General features: G+C 62.7%; 29 protein-coding genes. 13 read left to right on the top strand and 16 right to left on the bottom strand.

Annotated elements, in window-relative coordinates; all coding sequences use genetic code 11:
- Position 1 precedes the first annotated feature (1 nt).
- Together ubiD and B0B52_RS04500 are read left to right on the top strand one after the other, a co-directional pair.
- Positions 2-1,486, top strand: a complete 1,485-nt coding sequence (ubiD, locus tag B0B52_RS04505) for a 4-hydroxy-3-polyprenylbenzoate decarboxylase (RefSeq protein WP_077592428.1) — start codon at positions 2-4, stop codon at positions 1,484-1,486.
- A gap of 56 nt (positions 1,487-1,542) precedes the next feature.
- Positions 1,543-2,835, top strand: a complete 1,293-nt coding sequence (locus B0B52_RS04500; protein ID WP_077592427.1) for an acyl-CoA dehydrogenase family protein — start codon at positions 1,543-1,545, stop codon at positions 2,833-2,835.
- 44 nt (positions 2,836-2,879) lie between these two features.
- On the opposite strand, the gene B0B52_RS04495 is transcribed toward B0B52_RS04500, so the two are convergent.
- The 7 genes from B0B52_RS04495 to B0B52_RS04465 form a co-directional block, all read right to left on the bottom strand.
- Complete coding sequence (locus B0B52_RS04495; protein ID WP_077592426.1) at positions 2,880-3,413, bottom strand: GNAT family N-acetyltransferase; 534 nt, start codon at positions 3,411-3,413, stop codon at positions 2,880-2,882.
- A gap of 20 nt (positions 3,414-3,433) precedes the next feature.
- On the bottom strand, positions 3,434-4,483 hold the full coding sequence (locus tag B0B52_RS04490) for a serine/threonine protein kinase (RefSeq protein WP_077592425.1): 1,050 nt from the start codon (positions 4,481-4,483) through the stop codon (positions 3,434-3,436).
- 111 nt (positions 4,484-4,594) lie between these two features.
- On the bottom strand, positions 4,595-5,680 hold the full coding sequence (locus tag B0B52_RS04485; RefSeq protein ID WP_077592424.1) for a DUF2855 family protein: 1,086 nt from the start codon (positions 5,678-5,680) through the stop codon (positions 4,595-4,597).
- Positions 5,681-5,741: 61 nt separating this feature from the next.
- Entirely contained in the window at positions 5,742-6,119 is a 378-nt protein-coding gene (locus B0B52_RS04480) for a DUF1304 domain-containing protein (RefSeq protein WP_077592423.1), read from the bottom strand.
- Positions 6,120-6,127: 8 nt separating this feature from the next.
- Positions 6,128-6,547, bottom strand: coding sequence for an organic hydroperoxide resistance protein (locus tag B0B52_RS04475; protein WP_077592422.1), 420 nt, complete (start codon positions 6,545-6,547; stop codon positions 6,128-6,130).
- Positions 6,548-6,634: 87 nt separating this feature from the next.
- Entirely contained in the window at positions 6,635-7,075 is a 441-nt protein-coding gene (locus B0B52_RS04470; RefSeq protein ID WP_077592421.1) for a MarR family winged helix-turn-helix transcriptional regulator, read from the bottom strand.
- A gap of 61 nt (positions 7,076-7,136) precedes the next feature.
- Positions 7,137-7,895 carry a hypothetical protein gene (locus B0B52_RS04465; RefSeq protein WP_077592420.1) on the bottom strand — a complete coding sequence of 253 codons (759 nt, stop codon included), beginning with the start codon at positions 7,893-7,895 and terminating at the stop codon, positions 7,137-7,139.
- A gap of 132 nt (positions 7,896-8,027) precedes the next feature.
- Between B0B52_RS04465 and B0B52_RS04460 the strand changes: the two genes are divergently transcribed.
- Together B0B52_RS04460 and B0B52_RS04455 are read left to right on the top strand one after the other, a co-directional pair.
- Entirely contained in the window at positions 8,028-8,948 is a 921-nt protein-coding gene (locus B0B52_RS04460) for an SAM-dependent methyltransferase (protein ID WP_077592419.1), read from the top strand.
- A 230-nt stretch (positions 8,949-9,178) separates the two neighbouring features.
- Positions 9,179-9,916, top strand: coding sequence for a hemerythrin domain-containing protein (locus tag B0B52_RS04455; RefSeq protein WP_077592418.1), 738 nt, complete (start codon positions 9,179-9,181; stop codon positions 9,914-9,916).
- A gap of 10 nt (positions 9,917-9,926) precedes the next feature.
- Here the strand turns inward: B0B52_RS04455 and B0B52_RS04450 are convergent, their stop codons facing one another.
- The 5 genes from B0B52_RS04450 to B0B52_RS04425 all read right to left on the bottom strand — a co-directional run bounded on the left by B0B52_RS04450 (position 9,927) and on the right by B0B52_RS04425 (position 14,659).
- Complete coding sequence (locus tag B0B52_RS04450; protein ID WP_254425637.1) at positions 9,927-11,219, bottom strand: GAF domain-containing protein; 1,293 nt, start codon at positions 11,217-11,219, stop codon at positions 9,927-9,929.
- A 56-nt stretch (positions 11,220-11,275) separates the two neighbouring features.
- Positions 11,276-11,788, bottom strand: a complete 513-nt coding sequence (locus B0B52_RS04445) for a hypothetical protein (protein ID WP_077592585.1) — start codon at positions 11,786-11,788, stop codon at positions 11,276-11,278.
- Positions 11,789-11,832: 44 nt separating this feature from the next.
- Positions 11,833-12,582: an ABC transporter permease gene (locus tag B0B52_RS04440; protein WP_077592584.1), complete on the bottom strand. Its 750-nt coding sequence runs from the start codon at positions 12,580-12,582 to the stop codon at positions 11,833-11,835.
- Between the two features lie 218 nt (positions 12,583-12,800).
- Complete coding sequence (locus tag B0B52_RS04430) at positions 12,801-13,754, bottom strand: ATP-binding cassette domain-containing protein (protein WP_077592415.1); 954 nt, start codon at positions 13,752-13,754, stop codon at positions 12,801-12,803.
- A 59-nt stretch (positions 13,755-13,813) separates the two neighbouring features.
- The gene (locus B0B52_RS04425; protein WP_077592414.1) at positions 13,814-14,659 is read right to left on the bottom strand and encodes a siderophore-interacting protein; all 846 of its coding nucleotides are present in this window, start codon (positions 14,657-14,659) and stop codon (positions 13,814-13,816) included.
- 197 nt (positions 14,660-14,856) lie between these two features.
- Here B0B52_RS04425 and purT point away from each other — a divergent pair, with 197 nt between their 5' ends.
- The 3 genes from purT (at position 14,857) to B0B52_RS22545 (ending at position 18,415) form a co-directional block, all read left to right on the top strand.
- Positions 14,857-16,083 (top strand): formate-dependent phosphoribosylglycinamide formyltransferase, encoded by a 1,227-nt coding sequence (gene purT / locus B0B52_RS04420; RefSeq protein WP_077592583.1) that lies wholly within the window; start codon positions 14,857-14,859, stop codon positions 16,081-16,083.
- Positions 16,084-16,093: 10 nt separating this feature from the next.
- Positions 16,094-17,191, top strand: coding sequence for a mechanosensitive ion channel family protein (locus B0B52_RS04415; RefSeq protein WP_077592413.1), 1,098 nt, complete (start codon positions 16,094-16,096; stop codon positions 17,189-17,191).
- 135 nt (positions 17,192-17,326) lie between these two features.
- Complete coding sequence (locus tag B0B52_RS22545; RefSeq protein ID WP_174575469.1) at positions 17,327-18,415, top strand: FimV family protein; 1,089 nt, start codon at positions 17,327-17,329, stop codon at positions 18,413-18,415.
- Between the two features lie 15 nt (positions 18,416-18,430).
- On the opposite strand, the gene B0B52_RS04405 is transcribed toward B0B52_RS22545, so the two are convergent.
- The gene (locus tag B0B52_RS04405) at positions 18,431-19,930 is read right to left on the bottom strand and encodes an AMP nucleosidase (RefSeq protein ID WP_077592412.1); all 1,500 of its coding nucleotides are present in this window, start codon (positions 19,928-19,930) and stop codon (positions 18,431-18,433) included.
- Between the two features lie 139 nt (positions 19,931-20,069).
- Here B0B52_RS04405 and phnC point away from each other — a divergent pair, with 139 nt between their 5' ends.
- Genes phnC through B0B52_RS04385 form a run of 4 tightly spaced genes read left to right on the top strand, consistent with a single transcriptional unit; the run spans position 20,070 to position 23,420 of the window.
- A complete protein-coding gene (gene phnC / locus B0B52_RS04400; protein ID WP_077592411.1) occupies positions 20,070-20,933 on the top strand; it encodes a phosphonate ABC transporter ATP-binding protein in 864 nt (287 codons plus the stop codon).
- A 49-nt stretch (positions 20,934-20,982) separates the two neighbouring features.
- Positions 20,983-21,957: a phosphonate ABC transporter substrate-binding protein gene (gene phnD / locus B0B52_RS04395; RefSeq protein WP_077592410.1), complete on the top strand. Its 975-nt coding sequence runs from the start codon at positions 20,983-20,985 to the stop codon at positions 21,955-21,957.
- A 19-nt stretch (positions 21,958-21,976) separates the two neighbouring features.
- Positions 21,977-22,786, top strand: a complete 810-nt coding sequence (phnE, locus tag B0B52_RS04390; RefSeq protein WP_077592409.1) for a phosphonate ABC transporter, permease protein PhnE — start codon at positions 21,977-21,979, stop codon at positions 22,784-22,786.
- 46 nt (positions 22,787-22,832) lie between these two features.
- Positions 22,833-23,420, top strand: coding sequence for a phosphonate degradation HD-domain oxygenase (locus tag B0B52_RS04385; protein WP_077592408.1), 588 nt, complete (start codon positions 22,833-22,835; stop codon positions 23,418-23,420).
- On the opposite strand, the gene phnN is transcribed toward B0B52_RS04385, so the two are convergent.
- From phnN to phnF, 3 genes are read right to left on the bottom strand one after another with little or no spacing between them, the layout of a single operon-like run.
- Complete coding sequence (gene phnN, locus B0B52_RS04380) at positions 23,342-23,938, bottom strand: phosphonate metabolism protein/1,5-bisphosphokinase (PRPP-forming) PhnN (protein WP_077592407.1); 597 nt, start codon at positions 23,936-23,938, stop codon at positions 23,342-23,344. The two genes, B0B52_RS04385 and phnN, sit on opposite strands and share 79 nt — an antisense overlap.
- Positions 23,935-24,630, bottom strand: a complete 696-nt coding sequence (locus B0B52_RS04375) for a DUF1045 domain-containing protein (RefSeq protein WP_077592406.1) — start codon at positions 24,628-24,630, stop codon at positions 23,935-23,937. Before B0B52_RS04375 ends, phnN begins: the two co-directional genes overlap by 4 nt.
- Complete coding sequence (phnF, locus tag B0B52_RS04370; protein ID WP_254425635.1) at positions 24,627-25,400, bottom strand: phosphonate metabolism transcriptional regulator PhnF; 774 nt, start codon at positions 25,398-25,400, stop codon at positions 24,627-24,629. The genes B0B52_RS04375 and phnF overlap by 4 nt, the downstream gene beginning before the upstream one ends.
- 96 nt (positions 25,401-25,496) lie before the next feature.
- Between phnF and phnG the strand changes: the two genes are divergently transcribed.
- Positions 25,497-25,958, top strand: coding sequence for a phosphonate C-P lyase system protein PhnG (phnG, locus tag B0B52_RS04365; protein WP_077592405.1), 462 nt, complete (start codon positions 25,497-25,499; stop codon positions 25,956-25,958).
- Entirely contained in the window at positions 25,955-26,554 is a 600-nt protein-coding gene (phnH, locus tag B0B52_RS04360; RefSeq protein WP_077592404.1) for a phosphonate C-P lyase system protein PhnH, read from the top strand. Before phnG ends, phnH begins: the two co-directional genes overlap by 4 nt.

Raw genomic sequence — 26,554 nt, 5'->3', positions numbered from 1 at the left:
CATGCGCTACCGCGACCTGCGCGATTTCATGGCCCAGCTCGAGCTGACCGGCGACCTGCGCCGCGTGGCCGAGCCTGTGTCGCCGCACCTGGAAATGACGGCACTGTGCGATCGCGTGTTGCGTGCCGGTGGCCCGGCCCTCTTGTTCGAACACCCCACCGGGCACAACATGCCGGTGCTGGCCAACCTGTTCGGCACGCCAGAACGTGTGGCGCGCGCCATGGGTGTGAGCGACCTGCGCGCGCTGCGTTCCTTTGGCGAGGTGCTCGCCGCGCTCAAGGAACCCGAAGCACCCAAGGGCCTGAAAGACATGCTGGGTCTGGGCGGGCTGCTCAAAACCCTGTGGCACATGGCGCCTCGCGAAGTGCGCTCTGCGCTCTGCCAGGAGGTGGTGTGGGAAGGTGCCGATGTTGATCTCGCGCGCCTGCCGGTGCAGCATTGCTGGCCCGACGACGTTGCGCCCCTGGTCACCTGGGGCCTGGTCATCACCCAGGGGCCGCACAAGCCACGGCAAAACCTGGGCATCTACCGCCAGCAGGTGCTTTCACGCAACCAGCTCATCATGCGCTGGCTGGCGCACCGCGGCGGCGCGCTCGATTTTCGCGACCATGCTGCAGAGAATCCGGGCCAGCCCTATCCCGTGGCGGTGGCGCTGGGAGCCGATCCGGCCACCATCCTCGGCGCGGTGACACCGGTGCCTGACAGCCTGTCCGAGTACCAGTTCGCCGGCCTGCTGCGTGGCGCACGCACCGATGTCGTGCCCGCGCTGGGCAGCGGCTTGCGCGTCCCGGCCACGGCCGAAATCGTTCTCGAGGGCCACATCTATCCGGATGCCGGCCATCCCACTGGCTATGAGCATGCGCTCGAAGGACCGTTTGGCGACCATACGGGGTATTACAACGAGCAGGCCTGGTTCCCCGTGTTCACGGTGGACCGCATCACCATGCGGCGCGACCCGGTCTACCACTCCACCTACACCGGCAAACCCCCGGACGAGCCGGCCGTGCTCGGCATGGCTTTGAACGAGTTGTTCATTCCCCTGCTGCAAAGGCAGTTTCCCGAGATCACCGATTTCTACCTGCCGCCCGAAGGGTGCAGCTACCGCATGGCCTTGGTGCGCATCAAAAAGGCCTACCCTGGCCATGCGCGGCGCGTGATGATGGGCGTGTGGAGTCATTTGCGCCAGTTCATGTACACCAAGTTTGTGGTGGTGGTGGATGACGATGTGGATGTGCGCGACTGGCGCGAGGTGGTCTGGGCCCTGACCACCCGCATGGACCCGGCGCGCGACACCCTGCTGATGGAAAACACCCCCATCGACTACCTGGACTTCGCCTCGCCGGTGAGCGGTCTGGGCAGCAAGATGGGACTGGACGCGACGAACAAATGGCCCGGCGAAACCCAGCGCGAATGGGGCCGTCCCATCGTCATGGACTCGGCGGTGCAGGCGCGCATGGACGGCATCTTTCAGTCCCTCGGGCTGTGAAGGGCGCGGTGTCGCCTGCGTTCTGACAGCGACCGGCCCGAATCGCACAATGCCTCATGGACTTCAACCACTCTTCCAGGGCGCTGGCGCTGCGCCAGCAACTCGAAGCCTTCATGCAGCAGTACCTGCTGCCCTACAACGCGGCCTGGCACCGTTCGGTGCTGGAGGGGATTTATCCGCCGCCTTTTCTCGAAGACCTCAAGGCGCTGGCACGCGAAGAAGGTTTGTGGAACCTGTTCCTGCCCGGCCTGCAGGAGGATGAACCCGGCACCTGCCTGGGCCACCTTGATTACGCGCCACTGGCCGAAACCATGGGCCGGCTGCCCTGGGCCGCGGAGGTGTTCAACTGCAGCGCCCCCGACACCGGCAACATGGAACTGCTGCACCGCTTCGCCACGCCCGAGCAGCGCGTGCAATGGCTGGTGCCTTTGCTGGAAGGCCGTATCCGGTCTGCCTTTGCGATGTCCGAGCCCGACGTGGCCTCGTCCGACCCGACCAACCTGCAGACCACCGTGCGGCGCGAGGGTGGGCAACTGGTGCTCAACGGCCGCAAGTGGTTCATCACGGGTGCAGCGCACCCGAACTGCCGACTGCTGGTGGTGATGTGCCGCAACGTGGAGGTTGAGCCAGGCCAGGACGCCAGTGCCCACCACCGGCACAGCATGGTGTTGTTGCCCATGGGCACGCCGGGGCTGGAGGTGCTGCGCAATATTTCCGTGGTGCATCACTATGCACCCGAAGGGCATTGCGAAATCCTGCTGCGCGACGTGCGCGTGCCGCTGGACCATCTGCTGGGCGGTTGGGGCGAGGGTTTTGCTATGGCGCAGGCACGCCTCGGGCCGGGCCGGGTGCACCACTGCATGCGCACCATCGGCCAGTGTGAGCTCGCGCTGGAGCTGGCCACTGAACGCACGCTGGAGCGCCACGCTTTCGGCAAATATCTCGCGGATTTTTCCAATGTCCAGGAATGGATCGCCGAGTCGCGCATCGAGATCGATCAGGCGCGCCTGCTGATTCTTCATGCAGCCTGGGCGCTTGATGAAGGCAAGGACGATGCGGCGCAACTGCGCACACGCGTGGCCGCGATCAAGGTAGTGGCCGCGCGGCTGCAGACGAGGGTGGTGGACCGTGCCATGCAGGCCTTCGGCGCCATGGGCCTGTCACCCGATACGCCGCTGGCTTATTTCTGGACCTGGGGCCGGGCCCTGCACCTGATGGACGGTCCCGACGAAGTGCATTTGCGCACCGTGGCACGGCATGAGCTGGCGCAGGCGAAGGCGCGTGCGGGCAGCACCGCCGCTTACTTCACCACGCCAGAGCAACTGCAGGCACCGCCGCGCATCCGGTAATGCAGCGGCTGAACCTGTAGCGCCTTTGCCTGCGGTGAGTTGTCTCAGTTGGCAAGTACGCGGAAGAAGTAGGTGGTGTCGCAGAGTTCGCCGTTCGGGAAAAGCGCGTAACCCGGAATCACACCGCAGCGTTGCCAGCCAAGACGGGCATAAAGCCGCTCGGCATCGCCGCTGGCGGTGTCCAGCACCAGCAGCGTTTTGCCGCATTCGTGCGCGACCTGCTCGGCACTCTGCATCAGCGATTCACCCAGACCCTGGCGCCGCGCCCGGCGATGCACCAGCATTTTTGCCACGTCGGCGCGGTGCGGCTGGTTTTCAGGTTGATTCAGCACCACCTGCACGGTGCCCACGATGCCCGAGCCGTCTTCGGCGACCAGCAGCGCCCGTTCACCACGGGCCGCACTGTCCGCTATACCGCGCCAGAACGCCAATGCTTTGGCCATCGACAGTGGATGCATGAAACTCACGGAGGCGCCACTGTCCACACAATCGATCAGCAGCTCGGCCAGCGCCTGTAGCTGACTTTCGGTCACGGTCTCGAGGCGACGAATGGAATGGACAGAAGATTCGGTAGGCATCTTTTCTCCCGGGAATGGATTTACGCGACCAGTGGCGCATCCTGCATGGCTTCCGTCTGTTCTTCCAGCATGTCGACCTGGCCCTTCCAATAGTCGCTGGAGCCGAACCAGGGGAAGTTGATCGGGAAGATCGGGTCGTGCCAACGCTGCGCCAGCCAGGCGCTGTAATGCACCAGGCGCAGGGTGCGCAGCGGCTCGATCAGGGCGAGTTCGCGCCGATCGAATTCGCGGAACTCCTCGTAACCGTCGACCAGCGCGCCGAGTTGCCGCAGGCACTGTGCGCGGTCACCCGACAGCAGCATCCACAGATCCTGCACCGCCGGCCCGCTGCGCGCATCGTCGAGATCGACAAAATGCGGACCGGCGCCTTCCAGGCCTTCGGGTGTCCACAGGATATTGCCCGGGTGGCAGTCGCCGTGCAGGCGCAGGCTGCGGATGTCGCCGACACTTTCAAACACGGCCTGCGCCACATTCATGGCTTCTTCGAAAGCCTTGAGCCAGCGTGATTCCATGTCCAGCGGCAAGTAACTGCCGGCCAGCAGTACTTCGCGGCTGGCGTGTCCAAAGGTCTGCAGGTCGAGCGCAGGGCGGTGTTTGAAAGGTTTGGCGCTGCCTACCGTGTGGATGCGCGCAAGAAAGCGGCCAATCCACTCGAGCACGCTGAAATCTTCCAGCTCGGGCCGCCGGCCGCCGCGGCGCGGCGAAACGCTGAAGCTGAAGCCGTTGAAGTGATGCAGGGTGTGGCCATGGATACGCAGCGCGCCGACCACCGGAATTTCTGCGGCCATCAGTTCGGCGGCGAAGTCGTGTTCTTCGACGATCTGGTCATCGCTCCAGCGCCCAGGCCGGTAAAACTTGACGACCACCATGTCGCCTGCCGCAGCGCCGGTACCGGTCGGCGCTTCCAGGTGCACCTGGTAGACGCGATTTTCGTAACTGGACAGCGCCATCAGGCGTCCGTCGCCCAGCAGGCCCACGCTGGCCAACGCGTCCAGCACCACATCGGGCGTGAGTTTTTCGTAGGCGTGGCGCGCCTGGTGTGGCATCGCGCCTGAGGGCTGGTCGGTCATGCCGCCATTGTCGTTGCAATCGAAAATGGCTCAAAAATGCAATGAAAATAGCCGTTAGCCCTTTGTTTACGGGCGCAAATAGCTATTAAATATGTAGCACCTCGACTACCGTCACAGCTTGAGAATGTGGCCGGTCCGGGGATCCCCCTTGCCGGCCAGGACATGCTGGTAGGCCGCAGCGACGGCTTCGGGGCCTTTGTGCAGCTGCATGAGCAGCCAGGGCGCAGGTTCTTGCATGGCGCGCCTGCTGAAGGCCTGCCACGCCTGCACCAGCCGCTGGCCCAGGCCTTCCGCACCCCAGTCGGCGCTGCGTTTTTTGATCTGCGCAGGGGCAAAAAACAGCGTGGCGCGCGGACCCGGCAGATCCCGGGCGGTGCCCAGCTCGGCTATATGGGTGCCGCCTATCGAGCAGCTGTACTTCAGGTTGGCAAAGCGGCTGTGGATGGCGTGGCGCAGCCCGGCATTGCCGGCAAAGTCCACATAAATGGACGCTGCATCGGCCGAAATCTGGTCAAGCTGGTCATAGGTCAGCACCCGGCTGTAACAACCCAGGCTTTCGCAGAAGGCCACGTTGGCTGGCGAGGTCAGCCCGATGACTTCGATGCCCGGGCGCTGGGCCAACTGGAAGGCTGTGCCGTAGGCGGTCTTGCTCGAGGCACTGGACAGCAGCATCACCTTGGCGCCGAAAAAATCGTTGTCGGCCAGGAAATCATCAATCAGGAAGGAGGTGATGAACAGCGGCCGCAGCAGAGCCTGGATGTCTTCTGTTTGGGGTGTGTAGAACGGGTCTGCGTTGCAGCGCAGGTATTGGTTGTAGACGGCATGCAGCTCGCGCCGGTGCGGTGCACCATCGTAAAAGCCCGAGGCATTCAGCCGTGCGGGGGTAAGCGCCGCACCTGAGGCCATGGGGTAGTAGCCATAGAGCCGCTCTCCCACCGCCACACCCGGATGCAGCGACTGCACCACGCTGGCAAAGCCCCAGACCGGTATGGTGCCCCAGCCTTCCTCGCCGGTGGGGAAGAACTGCCAATAGTTCATCGCGTCGCCAAAGGCGGCGTAGGTGATGTTGTTGGAGGTCAGCGCAAAGGATTCGATTCGCACGCGAATCTGGCCGTCGGCCAGCGGAGCGTCTTCAGCGCTTTGCAGGCGGGTGCTGGCGAGATCGCTGGTGCGGACAAGAAGGGTGGTGGTGCTCATGCCAGCACTTTAACGAAAAAGCCCGCCGGCTCAACACCGGCGGGCCGCTTTTGCGACAGGGCTAGTTTCGCGCTGCAGGCTTGTCCATCAACAGCACCAGTGCCAGCGCAATGATTGCGGGCAGGGCCTGGGTGAAGAAGATCTTGGGCGCGGCCGTGGCTGCGCCAAAGATGCCGGCCACGATCACGCACGCCAGGAAGAAGAGCTTGAACGTGCGGTTGCCCGTGAACAGCCCGAAAAACAGGCCAGCCGCGAGAAAGCCGTTGTACAAGCCCTGATTGGCCGCCAGGGCTTGGCTTGCATCAGCAAATTCCTGCGTGAGGTTGAAGGTTTTCATCCCGAGGGGTTTGTTCCAGAAGAACATTTCCAGGATCAGGATGTAGACATGCTCAATCGCCACCAGGGCAACGGCTGCGTTGGGAATCAGGCGCTTGTTCATTGCCCAGCTCAGACCAGGGTGATGGTCACGTCGATGTTGCCGCGCGTCGCATTCGAGTACGGGCAAACCTGGTGGGCGGCGTCGACCAGTGCCTGTGCAGCGGCACGGTCCATACCGGGGAGGCTGATGTCCAGTCGGGCGGCGATGCCGTAACCGGCGGGGATTTTGCCCAGGTCAACGCTGGCGTCAATGCTCACGTCGTCCGGCAAGGTGATCTTCTTCATGCCGGCCACAGCCTTCATGGCGCCAATGAAGCAGGCGGAGTAACCGGCTGCAAACAGCTGCTCTGGGTTGGTGCCCGTGCCGGCAGTGCCGGGCGAGCTCAGCGTGACGTCCAGGCGACCGTCGTCGGTTTTGGACTTGCCGTCACGGCCACCGGTGGTATGGGCTTTGGCGGTGTAGAGGACTTTTTCGAGTTTGGTGGTCATGGTGATTTCCTTGAAAAAATGCTTCGGGATGGAAGCGGGTTGAAAAACGGGGAAAGCGGAATAAGCGGAAGAAGCGGAAGAAGGGGTCTACGCGACCAGCCGCTGGCGCAAGGCCTGCATTTGCTGGGTCAGCGCTGTCAGTTCGGGAATGGAGCACTGGCTGGCCTCCAGGATGCAGCCGGGGATTCTGGCGGCCCGGCTTTTGAGCTTGCGGCCTGCCGCGGTGAGTGTGATGTGGACACGGCGTTCGTCTTCCACGGCGCGGATGCGGGATATCAGGCCCGACGCCTCCAGGCGCTTGAGCAGGGGGGTAAGAGTGCCCGAATCGAGGTAAAGACGTTCGCCGAGTTCGGAGACCATCAGGCCGTCTTTTTCCCACAGCACCAGCATGGCGAGGTACTGCGGGTAGGTCAGGCTGAGCTCGTCAAGCAGCGGCTTGTACAGCTTGGTCATGGCCAGCGAGGTCGAATACAACGCAAAACAGAGCTGGTTGTCCAGTTGCAGCATGGTGTCGGTTTTGTTTGGCATGGCGCAATTGTAGCTCACAATTAAATTGCGTGCAATATATGTTGAAAATTTTTTGCGATGATTAGAAGTCATCACTCCTGTTGATGTCTTTCTCTTCTACGGGTCGACGTTTGATCACGCCCTCTGCGAGCAGAAAGTCGATCACTGAGCTGGGTACCATCACATCGCGTCGTTCCACAGCCGCAGAAAGCTCTAAGAACCACTCATACTTTTTGGAATGCTCTGGAAATCGGTTGAGCATCTCAGCGACTCGACTTCGCGCAGAGGCGAACCAAAATTTATTAAATGGATTTACGACCGTGATATCCCTGAAATGCAAAATGGGAGATAAAAATATTTCATCCGCAAAATGCGGCATCCATGCGCTCACGGGGATTTCGACTTCCGGAGAAAAACCGACGCCGGGTATCTTTATGCGTGACTCGAGTTTTACCGCTCGCACCAAGGCATCACTAACAACGAACAAATTTCCGCGCTCTCGCCGTTCCCAATATTTCCCGTATGCAATGCCACCGCGAATCAACAAGTCATGTGAAAGAGTCGCGAAAGACAAAGACTGCACAGCTTGGAGCAACGGTGCCAATTCATCTGACAGGATCAATATTGAGTCTGAATAAACACATATCTCAACTTTCTCAGGGAATGGCCATTCGCCAATCATTCGCGTAAATTGGTCATAGATTTCAATGGTCTCTTCAAACCTTTCCTGTACTGCATTCCCAAAGCCGAGCACATCACAGAAGGCAACATATCGCATTGAGGCGGTAGCTGCATGTCCATTCTCGGTGTTGTCCATAGTGAGGGAGGGCGCGTGGGTCATTTTGTGAGGTTAACTACAGTATAGAAATGTGCAATTGACGATCTCCCCGTACTCAAGAATCAACGAAGATGTCCGGAAGGGGCTTTCCCAATCGGAAAATCCCGCGACCTAGTACCCCGCTAAACTTTGGGAATGCAAATTCCTGGCGCCCCACACATCGCGAAATCTTCAAAAGGCAGTGGAAAGCCTACATCCGCCGCCCAGGTTATTGAAGAACTCCGGCCCGGGCAGTCGATTGAGCTGCTCAAGGAGCTGCACATCCTCACGCGCGAGGGCAAGCTTAACCAGGACACGCGGCGCAAGCTCAAGCAGGTGTATCACCTGTACCAGTTCATTGCACCGCTGCTGGAAGAGGTTTCGGCCAAGAGCCGGAGCTTCACGCTGGCCGACCATGGTGCCGGCAAGTCCTACCTGGGCTTTATTCTTTACGACCTGTTTTTCAATGTGGCTCACGCCAGTGAAGAAGTGAACGGCCGGATTTACGGCATCGAAACCCGCGCTGAACTTGTGGAAAAATCACGCGCGCTGGCACAAAAACTGGGCTTTGCGCGTATGACATTTCTCAATCTGCTGGTGGCAGAGGCCACGGTGTCGGACCAGTTGCCGGCGCAGGTGGATGTGGTGACCGCGCTGCACGCCTGCGACACCGCCACCGACGACGCCATTGCTTTCGGCCTGCAGAAACAGGCGCGCCACATGGTGCTGGTGCCCTGCTGCCAGGCCGAGGTGGCGGGTGTGTTGCGCAGGAACAAGGCGCTGACACTAGCCAAAACGCCGCTCGCCGAACTCTGGCGGCACCCGTTGCACACGCGCGAGTTCGGCAGCCAGATCACCAATGTGCTGCGCTGCCTGCAGCTCGAAGCCCATGGCTACGATGTCACGGTGACCGAGTTGGTGGGCTGGGAGCATTCGATGAAAAACGAACTCATCATTGCAAGCCGGACGTCATCGCTGAACGCTGCCAAGACGCGCCAGGCGCAAGCGCGGCTGCAAGAGGTGTTGGCAGAACTGAACCTGGGTGAACTCACGGCCCGTTTTGCTTCACCAGCCTGAGCCTGGCCGGCGAAATGGGGCGTGTTCCAGTCGTGGCCAGACACCGGGAGTGCTCCGTTTTCCCTTTAGGAACGAAAAATAGTGTTCTTTTAAGATTGTCGTAGGCATTATTTAGCGACGCCCCCAGGTGTCTCTTTCTAGACTTCCTGCCTGGCTTCATGATGGCTGGCGCGTGGTGCGTCATGCCGCTCAAGCCGCAAGCAGGCCTTGCCTGAGAAAAAAAAGACACCATGAATATCCACCCCCAAGAGATGAAGCAGCTCGCCGCTGCGCAGACCGCACCCCGCATGGATCTGTATGCGGGCATCCACAAGGCGCTGCGTGCGCTGATGGCCGATACCCTGCTGGCCGTTGGCCGCATGGATACCGACGACGGCCTGGAGCTGGCCACAACCACGCAGCGCGTGTGCGAGTTGCTGGATTTTTGTGCCTCGCATCTGGCGCACGAAAACCAGTTCATTCATGCGGCCATGGAAGCGCGCGCGCCAGGTGCCAGTGATGTGATTGCCCATGAACACGAAGAGCACGAGCAGCATATTGCCAGCCTGGGCGCACTGGCTGGTGCGTTGCTGAAGTCGCCTCCGGCAGGGCGCGCAGGCCTGGCGCTGGAGCTGTATCGGCAACTGGCACTTTTCATTGCCGGCAATTTCCAACACATGCATGTGGAGGAAACGGCGCACAACGCGGTGCTGTGGTCTCGCTATACCGATGCGGAGCTGGCGGACATTCACGGCGCACTGGTCGCTTCGATTCCACCGGAAGAGATGATGTACACCCTGCGCTGGCTGGTGCCCTTCATGAACCCGGCAGAGCGACAGGCCATGATGGGTGAGATGCAGGCCCATGCGCCGGCCCCCGCCTTCGCAGCGGCCATGGATACGGTGCGCCCCCACCTGAGTGACGCGGAGTGGGCGAAGCTTACGCGCGGCCTGGGGCTGGCGGCTGCGCCTGGCTTGGTCGAGGCCTGATGCGGCAGACTCAGCCCTGGACTTCCAGCAAGGTGAGCGGGCGCATCACCTGCAGCCGGAAGCGGCCGCGCCCGGTTTTCTCGATGCGGATGTGCGGGCCGTGGTCAATGAGCCGACGCTGCAGCAGCAGCAGCCGGGCTTCCAGGTTGTCGGTCACATCGGGCAACTGAATGGCAGGGTCGAGCCGCAACTCCCGATTGGAAAATTCCGTGCGTCCATGCTGGGCATGGTCGCTGGCCAGTTTCCAGAAAATGGCGCCGGCGACGCCCTTGATCAGGTAACTATCATCTACAAATACGCTGTCGTTGGCCCTGAACCTTCGCAGCCTCAGGGCCGTGCCGGTTGCGGGCGGAATGGGCGGCGTTGCAGGCAGGGGGAAGGGCGTATCCAGCGTGTCGGGCCGGGCCTGCATCAGGTCGATGGCGGCGCCCAGATGTCCGGCCAGGGTGACCAGTGCATCCTCGTCCTCAAAACCGAAACGCAGGTCCTCCGGGCTCTCCGCGAACAGCACGCCCAGCAGCCTGCCGGCCGATTCAATGGGCACAGCCAGCTGGCTGTGCGGCTCGGCCAGTCCGGGGTAAGGAATGTTGGTGTCCAGCAGCAGCCCGGGCGCATGGTCGCGCAGGCTGCTGCGAATGGCGTGGCTGTAAAGGTAGGCGCTGGTCATGTGCATGATGCGCACCGGCGTGCGTTCGCGCGCTGCCACACCAATCACGCCATTGCCCATCTCGATTTCAGAGCCCACGCCCGACACGGCATAGCCGCAGCTGGCGACGGTGTAGAGCCGCTGGGTGCCTGCGTCCAGCATCAGGATCATCGCGTGGCGAATGTCCAGAAAGTCGGTCAGAGTGGCGAGGGTTGTATTGAGCAACTCATCCAGCCCGGTGCAGCGCGCCAGGCGCTCACTGCCGCGGCGCAGCGCCGTGAGCACATTGGCACGCGGTGGCAAGGCCGCCAGCGGCTCGCTGGCAATATGCTCGATCTCATGCACCTCATAGATGTCCGAACCCCGCAGCTTGAAGACAGTCGCCATGCCACTGTGTGAGGCGATGCCGGCCAGTTGCGCTTTCATGCCTTCAAACACCGGGCCCAGCGTCTCCGTGCGCAGGTAGCGGATATGCAGGCGGAAGAATGCCGCCGTAACGGGATGCAATACCAGCACGGTGGCATGCGGGTTGGACAGGATGTTCTGCCGTGTCTTGTTGAAAAACTGGAAAGACAGGGCGACCTGTCGCTCGCCCGCGTAAAACACCTGCGAGATGTATGCGACGTTGGGGGTTCCATCGAGAGCGCAGGTTGCCATGACGGCCGGGATCGCGCCTTCCAGGCAGGGACGTATATCGGCAAGGGTAGGCGGGATCATGCTGCGCTTGAAGGTCTGGGGTTCAGGGCCGTTCCTGCCCTGGGGCCCGGCGTCTGGTCAAAAGCCTGCGAGGGTTCGAAACTGATGGCCACCACGTCCTCCAACCGATGGGCCAGCATGGCTCGGGTGAATGCAGGGCCGTACCCCACCCGTTCGACTTCCTGCTCCATCGACGCCAGGTAGCGCGCCAGCGCGGCTTCGTCGGAGGGCTCTGCACAGCGGATGCGGGCGCCGCTGGCTTTGATTTGGACGGTGCGGTGTGTTGCCGGCTCCGAAAACACGACGGCGATGCGGCCGGTGGTTGCAATGTCCTGAATCAGCTGGCGGGACTGGGGTCGCGACACGTAGACCGTGACCGTCTGGCAGCCGGCTGTGATGGCGCTGCCCACCGCCCGCATGATGCTCGGTCGCAGCTCGAGGCTGCAAGAGCTCACGTTGACCGACACGCCCTTGTCCATCATGGCGATCAGCTCGGGCGACAGCAGCGAGGCGGGCGTGGGGATGTTCATGCCGCCAAAGTATAAAAGCACCAGGCGGGCGCGCGCGGCTGTTTTCAGCTCCGAAAGCGCCTGCGCGTCAAGGCCAGCGCCACCCAGAAGCCAGCCACCGTGTAGCCCAGCAGCACCAGCCCGTGACGCCAGGGCGAGGCCGGCCACTGGTCCATGAACATCGGGCGGATGATTTCCACCGCATTGGTCAGCGGCAGCCAGTCCGAGATGATGCGCACCACGGTCGGGAGCTGTTCGCGCGGAAAGAATATGCCGCTCAGGAACATCATGGGCGTCAGCACCAGCGTGAAGTAATAGGTGAAGAAGTCGTAGCCCTTGGCCAGCGCATTGAAGATCAGCGCGATGCACGAGAACATCATGCCGACCAGCAACAAGATGGGCCACGCCAGCAGCAGCTTGGGGCTATGGCTGATGCCCAGGACCAGCATCACGCCCAGGATGGCGGTCACCGTGAACAGGGCCTTGAAAGCGGCCCATAACATTTCGGCCAGCAGCACGCTGTCCAGACTGACCGGGGCGTTCATGATGCCGTCCCAGGTTTTCTGCACATGCATGCGTGAAAACGCGGAATACAGGGCCTCGAAGCTGGCAGCGTTCATGGCGCTCATGCAGATCGAGCCACTGGCCAGGAACAGGATGTAGGGGATTTTGGCCGCGCCGTCGCCGCCCACGCTGACTTCACCAACCAGCGCGCCCATGCCATAACCGAAAGCCACCAGCCACATCAGCGGCTCGGCAATGTTGCCGACCAGGCTGGGAATGGCCAGCTTGCGCCAGACCAGCAGGTTGCGCATGAAGACGGGCCACCAGCGCGCCGACAAATCTGGCGTTCTCCAAAGCGATAGGGCCCCCACGTTCGTCACTTCGTGTACTTCACTGCCCCCCGAGGGGGCGCTGCGCCTGCGGCCCGGCAAAGCCGGTTCCGCGGCCCCGGCTGGTGGGGACGGAGTCGCCGCACGAGTCGCTTTTTCGACCTGAGGGTCTCCTTCGTGGGCTTCGTTCGATTTGTCCATCACGCGTCTTCTCTAATTTGGCGGCCTGTGAGTTTGAGAAAAAGGTCTTCCAGGTTGGCAGGCCGGTGCAGGGTGCGCAGCTGGCTGTGCGCTGCCAGCAGGGCCAGCAGCGGGCGGGCATCCTGCGTGTAGAAAAACACGGTCTCGCCGCTGACCTCCACCCGCGCGGCCAGCGCCCGGAGTGCCGCATGTTCTTCAGACCTGGCGAGATCCAGCGCCCCCACGCCATACACCTCCACCACGTCGGGTTCCAGGTGTTGGGCGATCAGCTCCCTTGGCCGGCCCTCGGCAATTTTTTTACCGTGGTCCAGCACCAGCAGGCGTGAGCACAGGCGCTCGGCTTCGTCCATGAAATGGGTGGTCAGCAGAATCGACTTGCCTTGCTGCAACAGCAGTTGCAGGCGCTCCCACATCAGGTGGCGCGCCTGCGGGTCCAGCCCAGTGGTCGGCTCGTCAAGCAGCAGCAGGCGCGGGTCATTGACCAGCGCCCGCGCCAGGCTCAGGCGGCGCCGCATGCCTCCCGACAACTCACCGGGCTTGCTGGCAGCCTTGTGCGACAGCGAAGCAAACTCCAGCAGCCCGGGCACCCGCGCGCGTACCTCGGCCGCCTTCATACCGAAATAACGCCCATAGACCTGCAGGTTTTCGGCGCAGCTGAAGTCCGGGTCCAGCGTATCGAACTGGCTGACCACGCCCAGCCTGGCCTTGATGGCCAGCGCATCCGCCGGCATGCGCAGGCCATGGCCGTCGCCATTGAGGAAATAGGTGATGTCGCCGGCGTCGGGTGCTGTCAGACCCAGGCACATGCGGATACTGGTGGTCTTTCCGGCGCCGTTTGGGCCGATCACCCCCAGACATTCGCCGGGCGCGATCTCGAACGACAGGTCATCAACAACCACGGCGCTGCCGTAGTGTTTGGTGAGGCCCCGGATCTGAAGAAGGAAAGGGCTCATCCGGCTATTGTTGCCTATCTGCGGCCGGCCCCGTCGGATGGACGGACCGGTATCCGGTGTCAGGCGTCGTCACCGTAATCGTGGTCGGGGTGGTTCACCACGTCGAGTTTCCAGTAACCGCGGCCCACGATCTGGCCGCGGCTCACGCCCAGCTCATCGATCAGCAACTGGCGGATGCGGCGCATCGCCGCTGCTTCGCACGCGAGGTAAACGCGTGCTTTCGCCGCAATCGGTGACAGGGCACGCAAAGCCTTGATGAGAGGTTCGCCTGCAGCCCGGTGGTCGGTACCGCGTGGCAGCCAGCTCACGTCAAGCTGCGCAGCACTGTGCAGCGGACGCTGCTCGGCATGGCTGATTACTTCCAGCAGCACCTGTGCGCGGGCCGTGGCAGGCAGGGCGGCCAGGATGGTTTCCACCGCCGGCAGCGCGCTGTCGTCGGCGATCAGCAGGTGCTGCGCAACTGCGGGGTCCAGCGTGTAGCCGGGGCCGGGGCCCATCAGGAACAGCACCTGGCCCACGGTGGCCTGCGCCGCCCAGGTCGAGGCGGGGCCTTCGCCGTGCAGCACAAAATCGACATCCACCTCCAGGGCCTCGGGCCTGATCGCCAGCGGTGTGTAGGTGCGCATGGAGACAGCGCGCGGGCCATCCGGCAGCGGCCGGGTCGGCTCGGTTTGCCCGGGCTCCGGGAAGATCAGCTTGATATAACTGGCAGGCCCGGCCGGCATGAAACCTTCGAGCTCGGCACCGGCCAGCGTGATGCGGCGCATGGCCGGGCTCAGCACTTCGACACGGCGCACTTCCACGCGGCGCGGCGGACGGCGCTGGCGTTTGGGGGCTTCGCCTGTGCCGGAGTCGTTGCGGGAAGCGGTGGCAGAAGAAGAGGGAGCGGCGGGAATGTTGGTCACACAGGCTTTCGTAGAGCGTCACGCGAAGTGCGGGGCTGTAGGCAATGAGAATTATTATTATCTGGAGGACGTAAACCCTGCGCTGGTAAGGTTAAGTGCAGGCACAACGGGTGCAGTAAAGTGTTTGCTACGGCGCGTCATTCCCTGCGATGCGCCTTCGGCCCCTGACCATTGACTCTTCACTCCCCGCATATTCCATGACCACTTTCGGCACCCCCCTGTCTCCCCACGCAACCAAAGTCATGCTGCTCGGCTCCGGCGAGCTCGGCAAGGAGGTGCTGATAGCCCTGCAGCGCCTGGGCGTGGAAACCATTGCTACTGACCGTTATGACAACGCGCCCGGCCAGCAGGTGGCGCACCATGCACGCACCATCACCATGAGCGATCCGGCCCAGCTCAAGGCGTTGATTGAAAAAGAGCGGCCGCACCTGGTGGTGCCCGAGATCGAAGCGATTGCCACGCCCATGCTGGAAGAACTCGAAGCGGCGGGTGTGGTGCGCGTGGTGCCCACAGCGCGGGCCGCGCGCCTGACCATGGACCGTGAAGGCATTCGCCGCCTGGCCGCCGAAACCCTGGGCCTGCCGACCAGCCCTTATGTGTTTTGCGATTCGCTGGCCGAGCTGCAGGCCGCCATCGACAGCAAAATCGGCTACCCCTGCGTTGTCAAGCCGGTGATGAGCTCCTCCGGCAAGGGCCAGAGCAAGATCAGCGGCCCCGCGGATGTGAAGACGGCGTGGGATTACGCCATGGCCGGCGGCCGCGTGAGCCACGGCCGGGTCATCGTCGAGGGCTTCATCGACTTTGACTATGAAATCACCCAGCTCACCGTGCGGGCCAGGGGCGCCAATGGGCAGATCGAAACCCATTTTTGCGAGCCCATCGGCCACGTGCAGGTTAGCGGCGACTACGTGGAAAGCTGGCAGCCGCAACCGATGGCCTCGGAAGCCCTCCAGAAGAGCCGCGAGATCTGCAAGGCTGTGACAGACAACCTCGGCATCGGCCACGACGGCAAGCCAGGAGGCCTGGGGCTGTTCGGTGTGGAACTCTTTGTCAAGGGCGACCAGGTCTGGTTCAGCGAGGTCAGCCCGCGTCCGCACGACACCGGCATGGTGACGATGTGCACGCAGTGGCAAAACGAGTTCGAGCTGCATGCCCGTGCCATTCTCGGCTTGCCGGTCAACACGGCCCTGAAAAGCCCAGGTGCCAGTGCCGTGATCTATGGCGGTGTCGACGCGCAGGGCATTGTGTTTGACGGCGTGGCCGACGCGCTGCGCGTGCCGAACACCGACATACGCCTGTTCGGCAAGCCCGAGAGTTTTGTCAAGCGCCGCATGGGCGTGGCGCTGGCTTTTGACGGCGATGTGGAAACCGCGCGCATCAATGCCAAGCTGGCCGCTTCCCTGGTTAAACCCCGCGTGGCATGAGGGAGTGGCGATGAATTCTGCCGACCTGATGCGGTTGCTGGCATGGGCCGACGATTCGTCGCCGCGCCTTTTGATGGTTGCAGCCGTCGCCGTCATACTGGCCTTGCTGGTGTACCGCATGGGCGGGGTCGTGCTGGTGCGGCTGACGCGCACCATGCCGGTCGCCGCGACGGTGGTCGAGCACGCCAGGGCACCGGCCCAGTTGCTGTTGCCCCTGATTGCGCTGCAAGCCGTGTGGCAGGGGGCGCCCGACGACTTGGCCATGATAGGCGGGGTGCGTCATGCCAATGGCCTGTTGCTGATTACGGCGCTGACCTGGCTGGGGCTCCGCGCGGTGCGTGGCGTGGCGCGCGGGGTTACAGGTTTGCACTCCGTCGAGGTGGAAGACAACCTGAACGCGCGCCGCATCCACACCCAAACCCGCATGCTGGCCCGCACGGCCATGTTTGTCATCCTGTTGACCGGTCTGGCTCTGATGCTCATGACTTTCCCGGGTGCCCGTCAGTTCGGTGCCAGCTTGCTGGCCTCGGCCGGCGTGGTCGGGTTGGTGGTCGGTATTGCGGCACGCCCGGTTTTCAGCAACCTGATTGCCGGGCTGCAGATTGCGTTGGCGCAACCCATCCGCATCGACGACGTCGTGGTCGTCCAGGGCGAGTGGGGCCGGGTGGAGGAAATCACCGGTACCTATGTGGTGCTGAAAATCTGGGACGAACGCCGGCTGATCATTCCGCTGCAGTGGTTTATCGAGAACCCGTTCGAGAACTGGACCCGCGCCAGTTCCAGCATCATTGGCACCGTTTTCCTGTGGGTGGACTATCGCATGCCGCTTGAGCCGCTGCGCGCCGAAGCGCAGCGCCTGTGCGAAGCCTCTTCCGACTGGGACGGCCGCCTGTGCAAGCTGCAGGTGACCGAAGCCGGCGAAGGCGCCATGCAATTGCGACTGCTCGTGACTTCCAGCAGCTCGGGCCGCAACTGGGATCTGCGCTGCCATCTGCGCGAGGCGCTGGTGGACCTGATGCAGCGTGCGTATCCGCAGCATCTGCCGCTTATGCGCGCGGAACTCGGAAAAGAGCAAGATGGCAGGCCTTTTGAGCCGCGAGCCCTTTAATGCCGGGCGCGGATAACTACTAAAGTTATAGCGAATCGCTGTCCTGCAACGGAGGCGGTTTTTTTCGCACATCAAAGACCGCGACGGGACCCAAAGCTCCTTAGAATCGCCTGATCTAAAACAAGGGAGATGACGATGAAATGGATATTCGCCGCGGGCGTGTTGCTTGTTCTATGCTCGGGTTGCGCGTCCGTTACCCACGGCACGACGCAGCCCTTGCGTATCGACACCGAAAACGCCAAAGGCGAACTGATTGACGATGCCGATTGCGTCTTGGTCAACGACCATGGGACGACGCACGCGCAGTCCGGCCGGACCTCACCAGTACGCCGCTCGGGGCAGGATCTGAGAATCACCTGTACCAGTCCGGGGCTGCCAGAGGCCAGCGGGCGCCTCGTTTCGCGGGCCAACGCCGGTCTTGCTGGCAACCTCATCATTGGCGGGGGCATTGGCGCGCTTGTTGACCACAATTCCGGTGCCGCTTACACCTACCCCTCCTGGGTGAGGCTTGTGTTCGGATACGACGGTCTTTTTGACCGACGTAACGAGCAGCAGGGGTCGGCAATGGCCGCAGCGGGGAGCGTGGGATCAGAATCTTCCGCCTCCCCGGTTCCCAGCGCTCCCGGGGCAACCACCCCCGCGGCAACTGTGAATCCGTCCCAGGCGGCATCACGCGGGCCGGTGCGTTCAGGCGACACTTTCGATTATCTTGTTACCGACCGCATGACCGGCCGATCACAAACCGTGCTGTTGCGTGCTGACCGCGCGGACGACAAACAAATCTCTTTTAACAATGGTGCGCGCATTGAAAAGCAGAACGGCGAAGTGGTAAGCATCGTGACGGCGATAGCGGGTGAGTTGGATCTGGCGACGCCACCGGGTGGGTGGATGCCGGGGGGTAGATTGCCACGAGGCAGTTGGGGAACGGCTTTTACTACCCGCATGTCAGGCGTGCCGGTGCACTATGACCTGGTTGCAAATGCTGATCGAGAGCGCCCCATTCGCACACCCGCTGGGGAGTTCCGTGCCATTCGCATTGACCTGCGCGGCTGGGTCGAAAATCGGAATAGTCGTTTGGTTTCTCAGGCTCCTTACGAAGCGATTGTGTGGTTTTCACCGGAACTACGTCGCGTCGTTCGGTTCGAGGCGAAAGCTCCATCACCTAACAACTTGGTATCCTCGATCAACGAGGTAGCCGAACTCACCCGCATTGGACGCGACTGACTTCGGGCAACGCGCCTATTGAAACGCCACTTCCGAAAAGCTGCGCAGCTTGCGGCTGTGCAACTGCGTGCTGCCCTGCTCGCGCAGCAGCTCGATGGCACGCATGCCGATGCGCAGGTGTTGGTCTACACGTTCGCGGTAGAAGTGGTTGGCCATGCCCGGAAGCTTGATTTCGCCGTGCAGCGGTTTGTCGCTGACGCACAGCAGCGTGCCGTAGGGAACGCGGAAGCGGAAACCGTTGGCGGCAATCGTGGCGCTTTCCATGTCCAGCGCCACCGCGCGGCTCTGGCTGAAACGGCGCTGCGGCTGGTTGCCCGGCAGCAGTTCCCAGTTGCGGTTGTCGGTTGATGCCACGGTGCCTGTGCGCATGATGCGCTTGAGATCAGGGCCTTCCAGATGAGTCACGTCTTTCACTGCGCGCTCCAGCGCCACCTGAATTTCAGCCAGCGCGGGAATCGGCACCCACAGAGGCAGCTCTTCGTCCAGCACATGGTCTTCCCGTACATAACCGTGCGCCAGCACATAGTCCCCGAGCTGCTGGCTGTTGCGCAGGCCTGCGCAATGGCCCAGCATGATCCAGGCATGCGGGCGCAGCACGGCAATGTGGTCGGTGATGTTCTTCGCATTGGCCGGGCCGACGCCGATATTCACCATGCTGATGCCGGTGCGGTCGGCGCGCATCAGGTGGTAGGCCGGCATTTGCGGCAGGCGCGGCGGCGCCATGCCCAGCTCGTCGCCGGTGATGGGTGGCAAGCCCGTGCGGCGCGTCACCACATTGCCGGGCTCGACAAAAGCGATGTAGTCGCTGTCGGGGCGTGACATTTCCTCATGGCCCAGGCGCACAAATTCGTCGATGTAGAACTGGTAGTTGGTGAACAGCACAAAGTTCTGGAACCAGTCCGGCGAGGTGCCGGTGTAGTGGCGCAGGCGCTGCAATGAATAGTCGACCCGGGCGGCAGTGAACAGCGACAACGGCTGCGGCTCGCCGGGCCGAGGCTCATAGGTTCCGTTGGCAATGCCATCGTCCATGGCGGCCAGGTCCGGCAGGTCGAACACATCGCGCATCAGCATGCGGCGGTCCCCGCTCAGGTTGCCTTCGATGTGGTCATGTTCGGCAAACGAAAAATGCACCGGAATCGGTTGGGTGCTGGTGCCCACTTCCAGTTCGACCGAATGGTTCTGCAGCAGCAGGCGGAATTGCTCCAAGTAGTAGTTGCCGTACAGGTCAGGCCGCGTCAGCGTGGTCTCATAACGGCCGGGCCCTGCCACGAAACCGTAGCTGAGTTGCGCGATATCGGGTGTTTCAAGAATGGCGCGTGCCACTGTCTCGGTGTGAACCCGCACGAAGGGGTAGCAGGCACGCACATGACCGGACAGGGTTTCGCCTGCCACATAACGGTGCATGGCGTCACGCAGGTGCGCAATCTGCTGGTCATAAATCAGCCGCACCTGGGCCAGAGCGGCGACGGGGTCGGTGTAACGGGAGGGGGCGATAAAAGCGGGGAGGTAAGGCATGGGCTTATTGTGCCCCGCTCGCGCCGGACCTGTCCGGAGGCAGGCATCGGGTATCCCGGGAGGCTCCTGATGCCGGAACTGACATCAAAACGACACATTGCGACCCTAGATTCAACACGGCCCAACACTTGGAGAGACCATGGAAGCTGCCATTCGAATCAATACCCTGAGCAAGACCTTCGGCAATGGCCGTCAGGCCCTGCGGCAGGTGGACCTGAGCATTGCGCCGGGCGAGATGGTTGCGCTGATCGGCGCTTCCGGTTCCGGCAAATCCACCCTGCTCAGGCACATGGCCGGGTTGATGGCCGGCGATACAGATGCAAAGGGGTCTATAGAGATCCACGGCAGAACCGTCCAGCGTGACGGAAAGATTGCCTCCGACATCCGCTCGGTCCGATCCGGCGTGGGCTTTGTTTTCCAGCAGTTCAATCTGGTGGGCAGGCTGCCGGTCATCATCAATGTGCTGGCAGGCACGCTGCACAGGGTGCCCATGTGGCGCAGTCTGATCCGCTGGTTCACATCTGAGGAAAGAGCCAGGGGCATCGAAGCCCTGCGCCGTGTCGGCATTGCCGAATGTTGCGCGCAACGTGCGTCCACGCTGTCGGGCGGGCAGCAGCAGCGCGCGGCCATTGCGCGCGCCATGGTGCAGGGAGCCAAGGTATTGCTGGCCGATGAGCCAATTGCGTCGCTGGACCCGGAATCTTCGCGCAAGGTCATGGATATCCTGGCCAAGGTCAATTGCGAGGACGGCTGCACGGTGGTCGTCTCGTTACACCAGGTGAACGTGGCGATGCGCTACTGCGCTCGCACGGTGGCACTGCACCACGGCCGCGTGGTCTACGACGGCCCGTCGTCGGCGCTGACGCCGCAGTTGCTGCGTGAACTGTACGGCGCGGAAGCCCATGAAATCCTCTCGCTGGGCGACCATATCGGCAGCTTGCATGGCGCCCGCAAGCCCCCGGCCGTACCGGCCTGGACGCAGCCGCTGCCGCAGGCGGCCTGAAACCCTTTCTTTCTTCTTTCTTCTTTCTCGCATTCACAAGGAACCCATCATGTTCAAGAAACTCGTCGCCATGCTGGCGCTGGCCGTTGCGACCACCGGGGCTGCCTGGGCCCAAACCAAAGACACCAAGGAAATCAACTTCGGCATCATTTCCACCGAGTCGAGCCAGAATCTGAAGCAGGACTGGGTGCCGCTGCTGGCAGACATGGAAAAGCGCACCGGCCTGAAGGTCAACGCCTTCTTCGCGCCCGACTACGCCGGCGTGATCGAGGCCATGCGCTTCGGCAAGGTGCAGGTCGGCTGGTTTGGCAACAAGTCGGCCATGGAAGCCGTGGACCGCGCGAACGGTGAAGTGTTCTCGCAGGTCGTCAATGTGGACGGCTCGATCGGCTACTGGTCGATGATCTCGGTGCACAAGGACAGCCCGTACCACACGCTGGACGATGTGCTCAAGAATGCGAAGAACCTGAGCTTCGGCATCGGCGACCCCAACTCCACCTCGGGCTTCCTGGTCCCCAGCTACTACGTTTTCGCCAAGCACAATCTCGACCCCAAGGCCACTTTCAAGAACATTCGCGGCGCCAACCACGAATCCAACATCATGGCCGTGGCCAACAAGCAGGTCGACGCCGCAGTGCACAGCTCCGACGTGCTGGAGCGCATCGAGAAGCGTTCGCCCGAGGTTTTTACCAAGCTGCGCATCGTGTGGAAGTCACCGCTGATCGCGGGCGACCCGATCGTGTGGCGCAAGGATCTGGACGAGGGCAGCAAACAAAAGATCAAGGCCTTCCTGCTTTCCTATGGCAAGGGCAGCGACTCGGCCCGTGAACTGGCGATCCTGAACAAGCTTGTGCTCGGCGGTTTCCGCGACTCCAGCAACGCGCAGCTTTCGCCCATTCGCCAACTCGAGCTGTTCAAGGAAAAGACCAAGCTGGAGGCCGACGCCACGGTTAATCCGCAGGAGAAGGCGACCAAGCTCGACGCCATCAACAAGAAGCTGGCCGAGCTGCAGCAGGCCGGCTGATCGGTCGGGTAACAACGCCGTGAACGCCCATAACCCGCATCTTTCCGTCGTGCCCGGTCTTCCCCCGGCGCCGCCGCGCGCCAACCTGGTGGCGCTGCTGGCCTGGGGCGTGCTGATCGCGTTGCTTGCGGCGTCGTGGAAGGGCGCCGAAATGCGCCCGGCAGACCTGTGGCGCGACTCCGGCAATATGGCGCAGTACGCCTCCAGCTTCTTCCCACCCAACTTCAAGGAGTGGCGTTACTACCTGGAGGAGATGGTGGTGACGTTGCAGATCGCGCTGTGGGGCACCGCCCTTGCCGTAGTCTGCGCCATCCCTCTGGGTTTGCTGTGCTCAGAGAACATCGCGCCCGTCTGGGTGCGCCAGCCGGTACGTCGGCTCATGGACGCAGCACGCGCCATCAATGAAATGGTGTTTGCCATGCTGTTCATCGTGGCGGTGGGGCTGGGGCCTTTTGCCGGGGTGCTGGCGCTCTGGGTTCACACCACCGGCATTCTCGCCAAGCTGTTTTCGGAAGCCGTCGAATCGATCGATCCGCAGCCGGTCGAGGGCATACGGGCCACCGGCGCAAATGTCCTGGAAGAAATTTGCTATGGCGTGATTCCGCAGGTGCTGCCGCTGTGGATTTCCTACACCTTGTACCGCTTCGAGTCCAATGTGCGCTCCGCTTCCGTGGTCGGCATGGTGGGCGCGGGCGGCATTGGTGTCGTGTTATGGGAAATCATCCGCGGCTTTCAGTACGCCGAAACCTGCGCCGTGATGATCATCATCGTGGTCACTGTGAGCGTCATCGACCTGATCTCGGCGCGCATCCGCAAGGCGCTCGTTTAGGCCCTGTTCACACCAATTAGTCACGATACGCTGCGAGTCAAAAGGCATGGCCCTGGAAATAGAAGAAATCACGGAGCTGTTTCAAACGCAGGGCGCCGTGCAATACGGCTCCGAGGCGGTCAGTCAGCAGCAGCATGCCCTGCAGTGCGCCTGCCTGGCGGAGCGTGCGGGCGCGTCACCCGAGTTGACGGCAGCCGCATTGCTGCATGACCTCGGCCATCTGCTGTCCTCCCCGGTATCGGCGAAGTCCGCAGCTGGTGATGACTTGCACCAGTACCTGGCCTTGCCATTTTTGCGCGGAGTGTTCCCGGACGCCGTGCTCGAGCCCATCCGCATGCATGTGGATGCCAAGCGCTATCTTTGCCATGTGGACAGGCATTACCGCTCCAGCCTGTCGGCGGCCTCGGTGCGCAGCCTGGCGCTGCAGGGCGGCTCCTTTTCAGAAGAGGAAGCGGCGGCCTTTATTGAACAGCCTTTTGCCGCCGATGCGGTGGCACTCCGGCGCTGGGATGATCTGGCCAAGGACCCTGCAGCGAGCCCGCCCGATTGGGCTTACTACGTGGAGGTTCTCATGCAGGCCAAGTGCGGGGTACTGTCGATCACACTCACAGGCCGGACCGCACTGGCCAGATAGCCCGCCAGCTGGTGGCCGGCGGCTGCCAGTTCTCCGTTGTTGACGATCACGCAGTCAGCCTGCATGTCGGCGAAATGAAGATTGCGTGCCAGTCTGTCGGCGACGGCCGCGGCTGTATCGCGGCCACGCTGCAGCAGGCGGGATGCCAGCTGGTCGGGGTCGGTACTGATCCGGACCACCCGCAGGGCGGGGGAAGGCGGCAGGCTTTCTACATGCGCGCGTGAGCCGTTGACGACCACGAGGCATCCGGACCGTACGGCGTCGCCGTAATGCCCGGCGATGCCATAACAAAAGCCATGGGCCTGCCAGTGCCAGCACAAGCCGCCCGACTGCAGCAGGTCGGTAAAGGCCGATGCGCTTACCGGGTCATGGTCGGAGCCTGCATGTGCGGCGCGCGTGACCATGCGGCGAGCAAACACAATGCCGGTACGCGCGCCGAGCACTTTCTGCGCGGAGTCGATGACGCTGTCCTTGCCGGCGCCGGAAGGCCCGCAGACAAACACCCACAGGCCGCTCATGCACCCAGCCTGACATCGATGACGCGCTGAAACGCCGCACCCGGACTCCGCTCCACAAACAGGCAGAGCCGGTCCAGCGACAGCGGCGCCTCCTTGTTGAGGCGGGCAATGGCAGGGCCGGCTGTGCGTATGACCCGCTGTGCCAGTGAACCATCTACCGGCCCCGTCAGCGTGAGGTGCAGGCGGAACCGCTCCATGACATAGGGGTATCCATAGAGGGCCAGCAGTTCGGCTTCGCGGGCGTCCAGGCCAGCGGCGTGGCGGCGGGCAAGTTCAGCCTCTTCCAGTGGCGCACGCAATTCATCCAGCCCGCTCACGCAGGCTGCAGCCAGGGCCTGCAGGCCGGCGGGACTGGTCTCGGGGACCAGGGCCACGAAGTTGCCCAGGGTGGCGATGCGCAGCGATCCCAGCGCTACTGGCGCCAGTGTCTGGGCCAGCCGCCCGAGGCGCGCCACCAGATCCGGTTCGGTGTGCGCAGCAGACAGCCGAAAGGGCGCTTTCAGGGTGGCGTGAAAGCCGTAACGCCGGGGTTCTGCAGTGATGCCTGCCAGTTCCGCTGCACTGATTTCCTCCAGCTGCGGCTGGGGCAGCGCGGTGTTGTCATGTTCGTTGCGGCCCAGCCAATGCGCGCCAAAGGTCCACCATGGAGAGTGTCGGTAAGGCGCAAAATAAATGGCATACCGCGCGCTCATGCCTCTTCTCCCGCGTCATTCCCTGTGCCAACCACCAGCTGGACCCGGTCGCCGCAAAACACGGTTTCTCCATATTTGATGGCCTGACCCGCCATGTCCACGTCCAGGCATTCGACGCACAGCACCGGCCGCGTGGCCGGCTGCCTGAGCAGCCGTGCGGTTTCGTCAGAGGGCATCTGGGTGGTGATGCGGCTTTCGGCACGCACATAGTCCTCGACGCCAAAATGGCGCAGGATGTCGGTGGTGCAGGTGCCGCTGCCCAGCATGTCGAGCAAACCCGCAAAGCGGGCTGCAGGGTAGTAGGCCGTGGCCAGGGCTATCGGCTGCTCGTTTGCTTCGTCCAGCATCTCCACCATCAACACCTTGGCGCCCTTGTCCAACCGCAGTTCATGCGCTGCCCGTTCGGGCGCAGGCATCTCCCTGGCGGTGAGCAGTTGCTTGCTCGGCAGCAGCCCCTGGCGCTGGAGGTTTTCGCTAAAGCGCGTACGGCGCGAGAGCACATAGTCCAGCAGTTCGTGCTGGACAAAAGTACCGCGTCCCGGCTCGATGCGCACCAGGCCATCAAGCTGCAAGGCGGCAACGGCCTGGCGCAGGGTATGGCGGTTCACGCCAAAACGTATGGAGAGTTCGTTTTCGCTGGGCAGGCGGCCGGTCGCGGTGAAGGCGCGGTCGCGGATTTCGGTGCTCAGTGTGTCGGCTATCTGCTTCCACACAGCCACACCGCTGCGCCGGCCGGGCGCACTGGAAAGAGGGCGTTCGCTTGTCATCATTTGGTCATGTTGTCCGGTTGAACTAGGGTCTTCCTGCAGCCCTTGTGGCTGTTTGCAGCGACAGACCCAACTCTAGCGACTGATTTAGACATCTGTATGACAAAGACCGTGAATCCCGACAACGAGGCGCGTAGGCGCTGGCTGGCCGTGCTGGCACGCGCGCCCCGTCCAGAGCTGGAAAAGGCGCGGCTCTTCCTGGAAGAGTTGCCGCCACTGGCGCATGTGCGGCCCGCCGAATCCGGCATGGTCATGCTGCGTGGTCGTGTAGGCGGAACCGGCGACGCTTTCAATCTTGGCGAGGCCAGTGTGACGCGATGCGCAATACGTGTCGGTTCCGGCGCGCTGGGGGTGGGCTATGCCCTGGGGCGTGATCGCCGCAAGGTTGAACTGATGGCTGTCTTCGACGCGCTGTTGCAGGACGTCCAGTGGCATGCGGACATCATGCGCCTGGTGGTCGAGCCGCTGGCAAAGCAGCAGGCTGCGGAGCGCGACGCTGCCAGCCGCGCAGCCGCGGCTTCGAAAGTTGAATTCTTTACCTTTGTCCGGGGCCAGGCATGAAACAGTCTGTCCAACTCAGCGCCGGTTTTGTCGACCCGGTGCATGACGCACAAACCGCTTTTCGCCGCGTGCTCGAAGCCCTGTCGCGGCCGGGCAGGCGTTTTGCGCTTGGCAGCCCGGTCGAGGGTCTGGCCCTGGGCGCGGCCATGGCCCACCTGCTGCTGGCCCTGACCGACCACGACACCCCCGTCTGGTGGCAGCAGGACGATGGGCGTGCTTCAGGCTGGCTGCGTTTTCATACCGGTGCAGGCCTGGCTGATATGCCGGATGAAGCTGCTTTCGCCGTGCTCATCGACGCGGGCAACATGCCGGCGCTGGACAGTTTCCCGCCCGGCTTGGTGGCATCACCCGAGCGCTCCGCCACCTTGCTGGTGGAAGTGCCGTCGCTGGAGACCGGGCCTGCTGTCGAGTGGCGAGGCCCTGGCATCCAGGATACGCAGACGGCGTGTATTGCCGGGCTGCCCGATGACTTCTGGGCGCAATGGCAAGCCAACCATGCTGCCTTTCCGCAAGGGGTGGACATTGTGTTTACCTGCGCAGACCTTGCGCTTGGGCTGCCGCGAACGACCCGCGTGCGGCGTCTGGAAGGAGTCTGA

The organism is Polaromonas sp. A23, from assembly GCF_002001015.1.
Lineage (GTDB): Bacteria > Pseudomonadota > Gammaproteobacteria > Burkholderiales > Burkholderiaceae_C > Polaromonas.
This window is presented reverse-complemented; position numbering and strand designations above follow the sequence as displayed.

Excerpts from the sequence above, each read along its gene's own strand:
- B0B52_RS04415 (WP_077592413.1), top strand. The coding sequence starts at position 16,094 with ATGAATTCTGCCGACCTGATGCGGTTGCTGGCATGGGCCGACGATTCG.
- ubiD (WP_077592428.1), top strand. The coding sequence starts at position 2 with ATGCGCTACCGCGACCTGCGCGATTTCATGGCCCAGCTCGAGCTGACC.
- phnG (WP_077592405.1), top strand. The coding sequence starts at position 25,497 with ATGACAAAGACCGTGAATCCCGACAACGAGGCGCGTAGGCGCTGGCTG.
- B0B52_RS04475 (WP_077592422.1), bottom strand. The coding sequence starts at position 6,547 with ATGACCACCAAACTCGAAAAAGTCCTCTACACCGCCAAAGCCCATACC.
- B0B52_RS04450 (WP_254425637.1), bottom strand. The coding sequence starts at position 11,219 with ATGGCAACCTGCGCTCTCGATGGAACCCCCAACGTCGCATACATCTCG.
- B0B52_RS04465 (WP_077592420.1), bottom strand. The coding sequence starts at position 7,895 with ATGACCCACGCGCCCTCCCTCACTATGGACAACACCGAGAATGGACAT.
- phnD (WP_077592410.1), top strand. The coding sequence starts at position 20,983 with ATGTTCAAGAAACTCGTCGCCATGCTGGCGCTGGCCGTTGCGACCACC.
- B0B52_RS04485 (WP_077592424.1), bottom strand. The coding sequence starts at position 5,680 with ATGAGCACCACCACCCTTCTTGTCCGCACCAGCGATCTCGCCAGCACC.
- B0B52_RS04405 (WP_077592412.1), bottom strand. The coding sequence starts at position 19,930 with ATGCCTTACCTCCCCGCTTTTATCGCCCCCTCCCGTTACACCGACCCC.
- purT (WP_077592583.1), top strand. The coding sequence starts at position 14,857 with ATGACCACTTTCGGCACCCCCCTGTCTCCCCACGCAACCAAAGTCATG.
- B0B52_RS04375 (WP_077592406.1), bottom strand. The coding sequence starts at position 24,630 with ATGAGCGCGCGGTATGCCATTTATTTTGCGCCTTACCGACACTCTCCA.
- B0B52_RS04500 (WP_077592427.1), top strand. The coding sequence starts at position 1,543 with ATGGACTTCAACCACTCTTCCAGGGCGCTGGCGCTGCGCCAGCAACTC.
- B0B52_RS22545 (WP_174575469.1), top strand. The coding sequence starts at position 17,327 with ATGAAATGGATATTCGCCGCGGGCGTGTTGCTTGTTCTATGCTCGGGT.
- B0B52_RS04440 (WP_077592584.1), bottom strand. The coding sequence starts at position 12,582 with ATGCGCAACCTGCTGGTCTGGCGCAAGCTGGCCATTCCCAGCCTGGTC.
- phnH (WP_077592404.1), top strand. The coding sequence starts at position 25,955 with ATGAAACAGTCTGTCCAACTCAGCGCCGGTTTTGTCGACCCGGTGCAT.
- B0B52_RS04480 (WP_077592423.1), bottom strand. The coding sequence starts at position 6,119 with ATGAACAAGCGCCTGATTCCCAACGCAGCCGTTGCCCTGGTGGCGATT.
- B0B52_RS04460 (WP_077592419.1), top strand. The coding sequence starts at position 8,028 with ATGCAAATTCCTGGCGCCCCACACATCGCGAAATCTTCAAAAGGCAGT.
- phnF (WP_254425635.1), bottom strand. The coding sequence starts at position 25,400 with ATGATGACAAGCGAACGCCCTCTTTCCAGTGCGCCCGGCCGGCGCAGC.
- B0B52_RS04490 (WP_077592425.1), bottom strand. The coding sequence starts at position 4,483 with ATGACCGACCAGCCCTCAGGCGCGATGCCACACCAGGCGCGCCACGCC.
- B0B52_RS04455 (WP_077592418.1), top strand. The coding sequence starts at position 9,179 with ATGAATATCCACCCCCAAGAGATGAAGCAGCTCGCCGCTGCGCAGACC.
- phnN (WP_077592407.1), bottom strand. The coding sequence starts at position 23,938 with ATGAGCGGCCTGTGGGTGTTTGTCTGCGGGCCTTCCGGCGCCGGCAAG.
- phnC (WP_077592411.1), top strand. The coding sequence starts at position 20,070 with ATGGAAGCTGCCATTCGAATCAATACCCTGAGCAAGACCTTCGGCAAT.
- B0B52_RS04470 (WP_077592421.1), bottom strand. The coding sequence starts at position 7,075 with ATGCCAAACAAAACCGACACCATGCTGCAACTGGACAACCAGCTCTGT.
- B0B52_RS04385 (WP_077592408.1), top strand. The coding sequence starts at position 22,833 with ATGGCCCTGGAAATAGAAGAAATCACGGAGCTGTTTCAAACGCAGGGC.
- B0B52_RS04445 (WP_077592585.1), bottom strand. The coding sequence starts at position 11,788 with ATGAACATCCCCACGCCCGCCTCGCTGCTGTCGCCCGAGCTGATCGCC.
- B0B52_RS04430 (WP_077592415.1), bottom strand. The coding sequence starts at position 13,754 with ATGAGCCCTTTCCTTCTTCAGATCCGGGGCCTCACCAAACACTACGGC.
- B0B52_RS04495 (WP_077592426.1), bottom strand. The coding sequence starts at position 3,413 with ATGCCTACCGAATCTTCTGTCCATTCCATTCGTCGCCTCGAGACCGTG.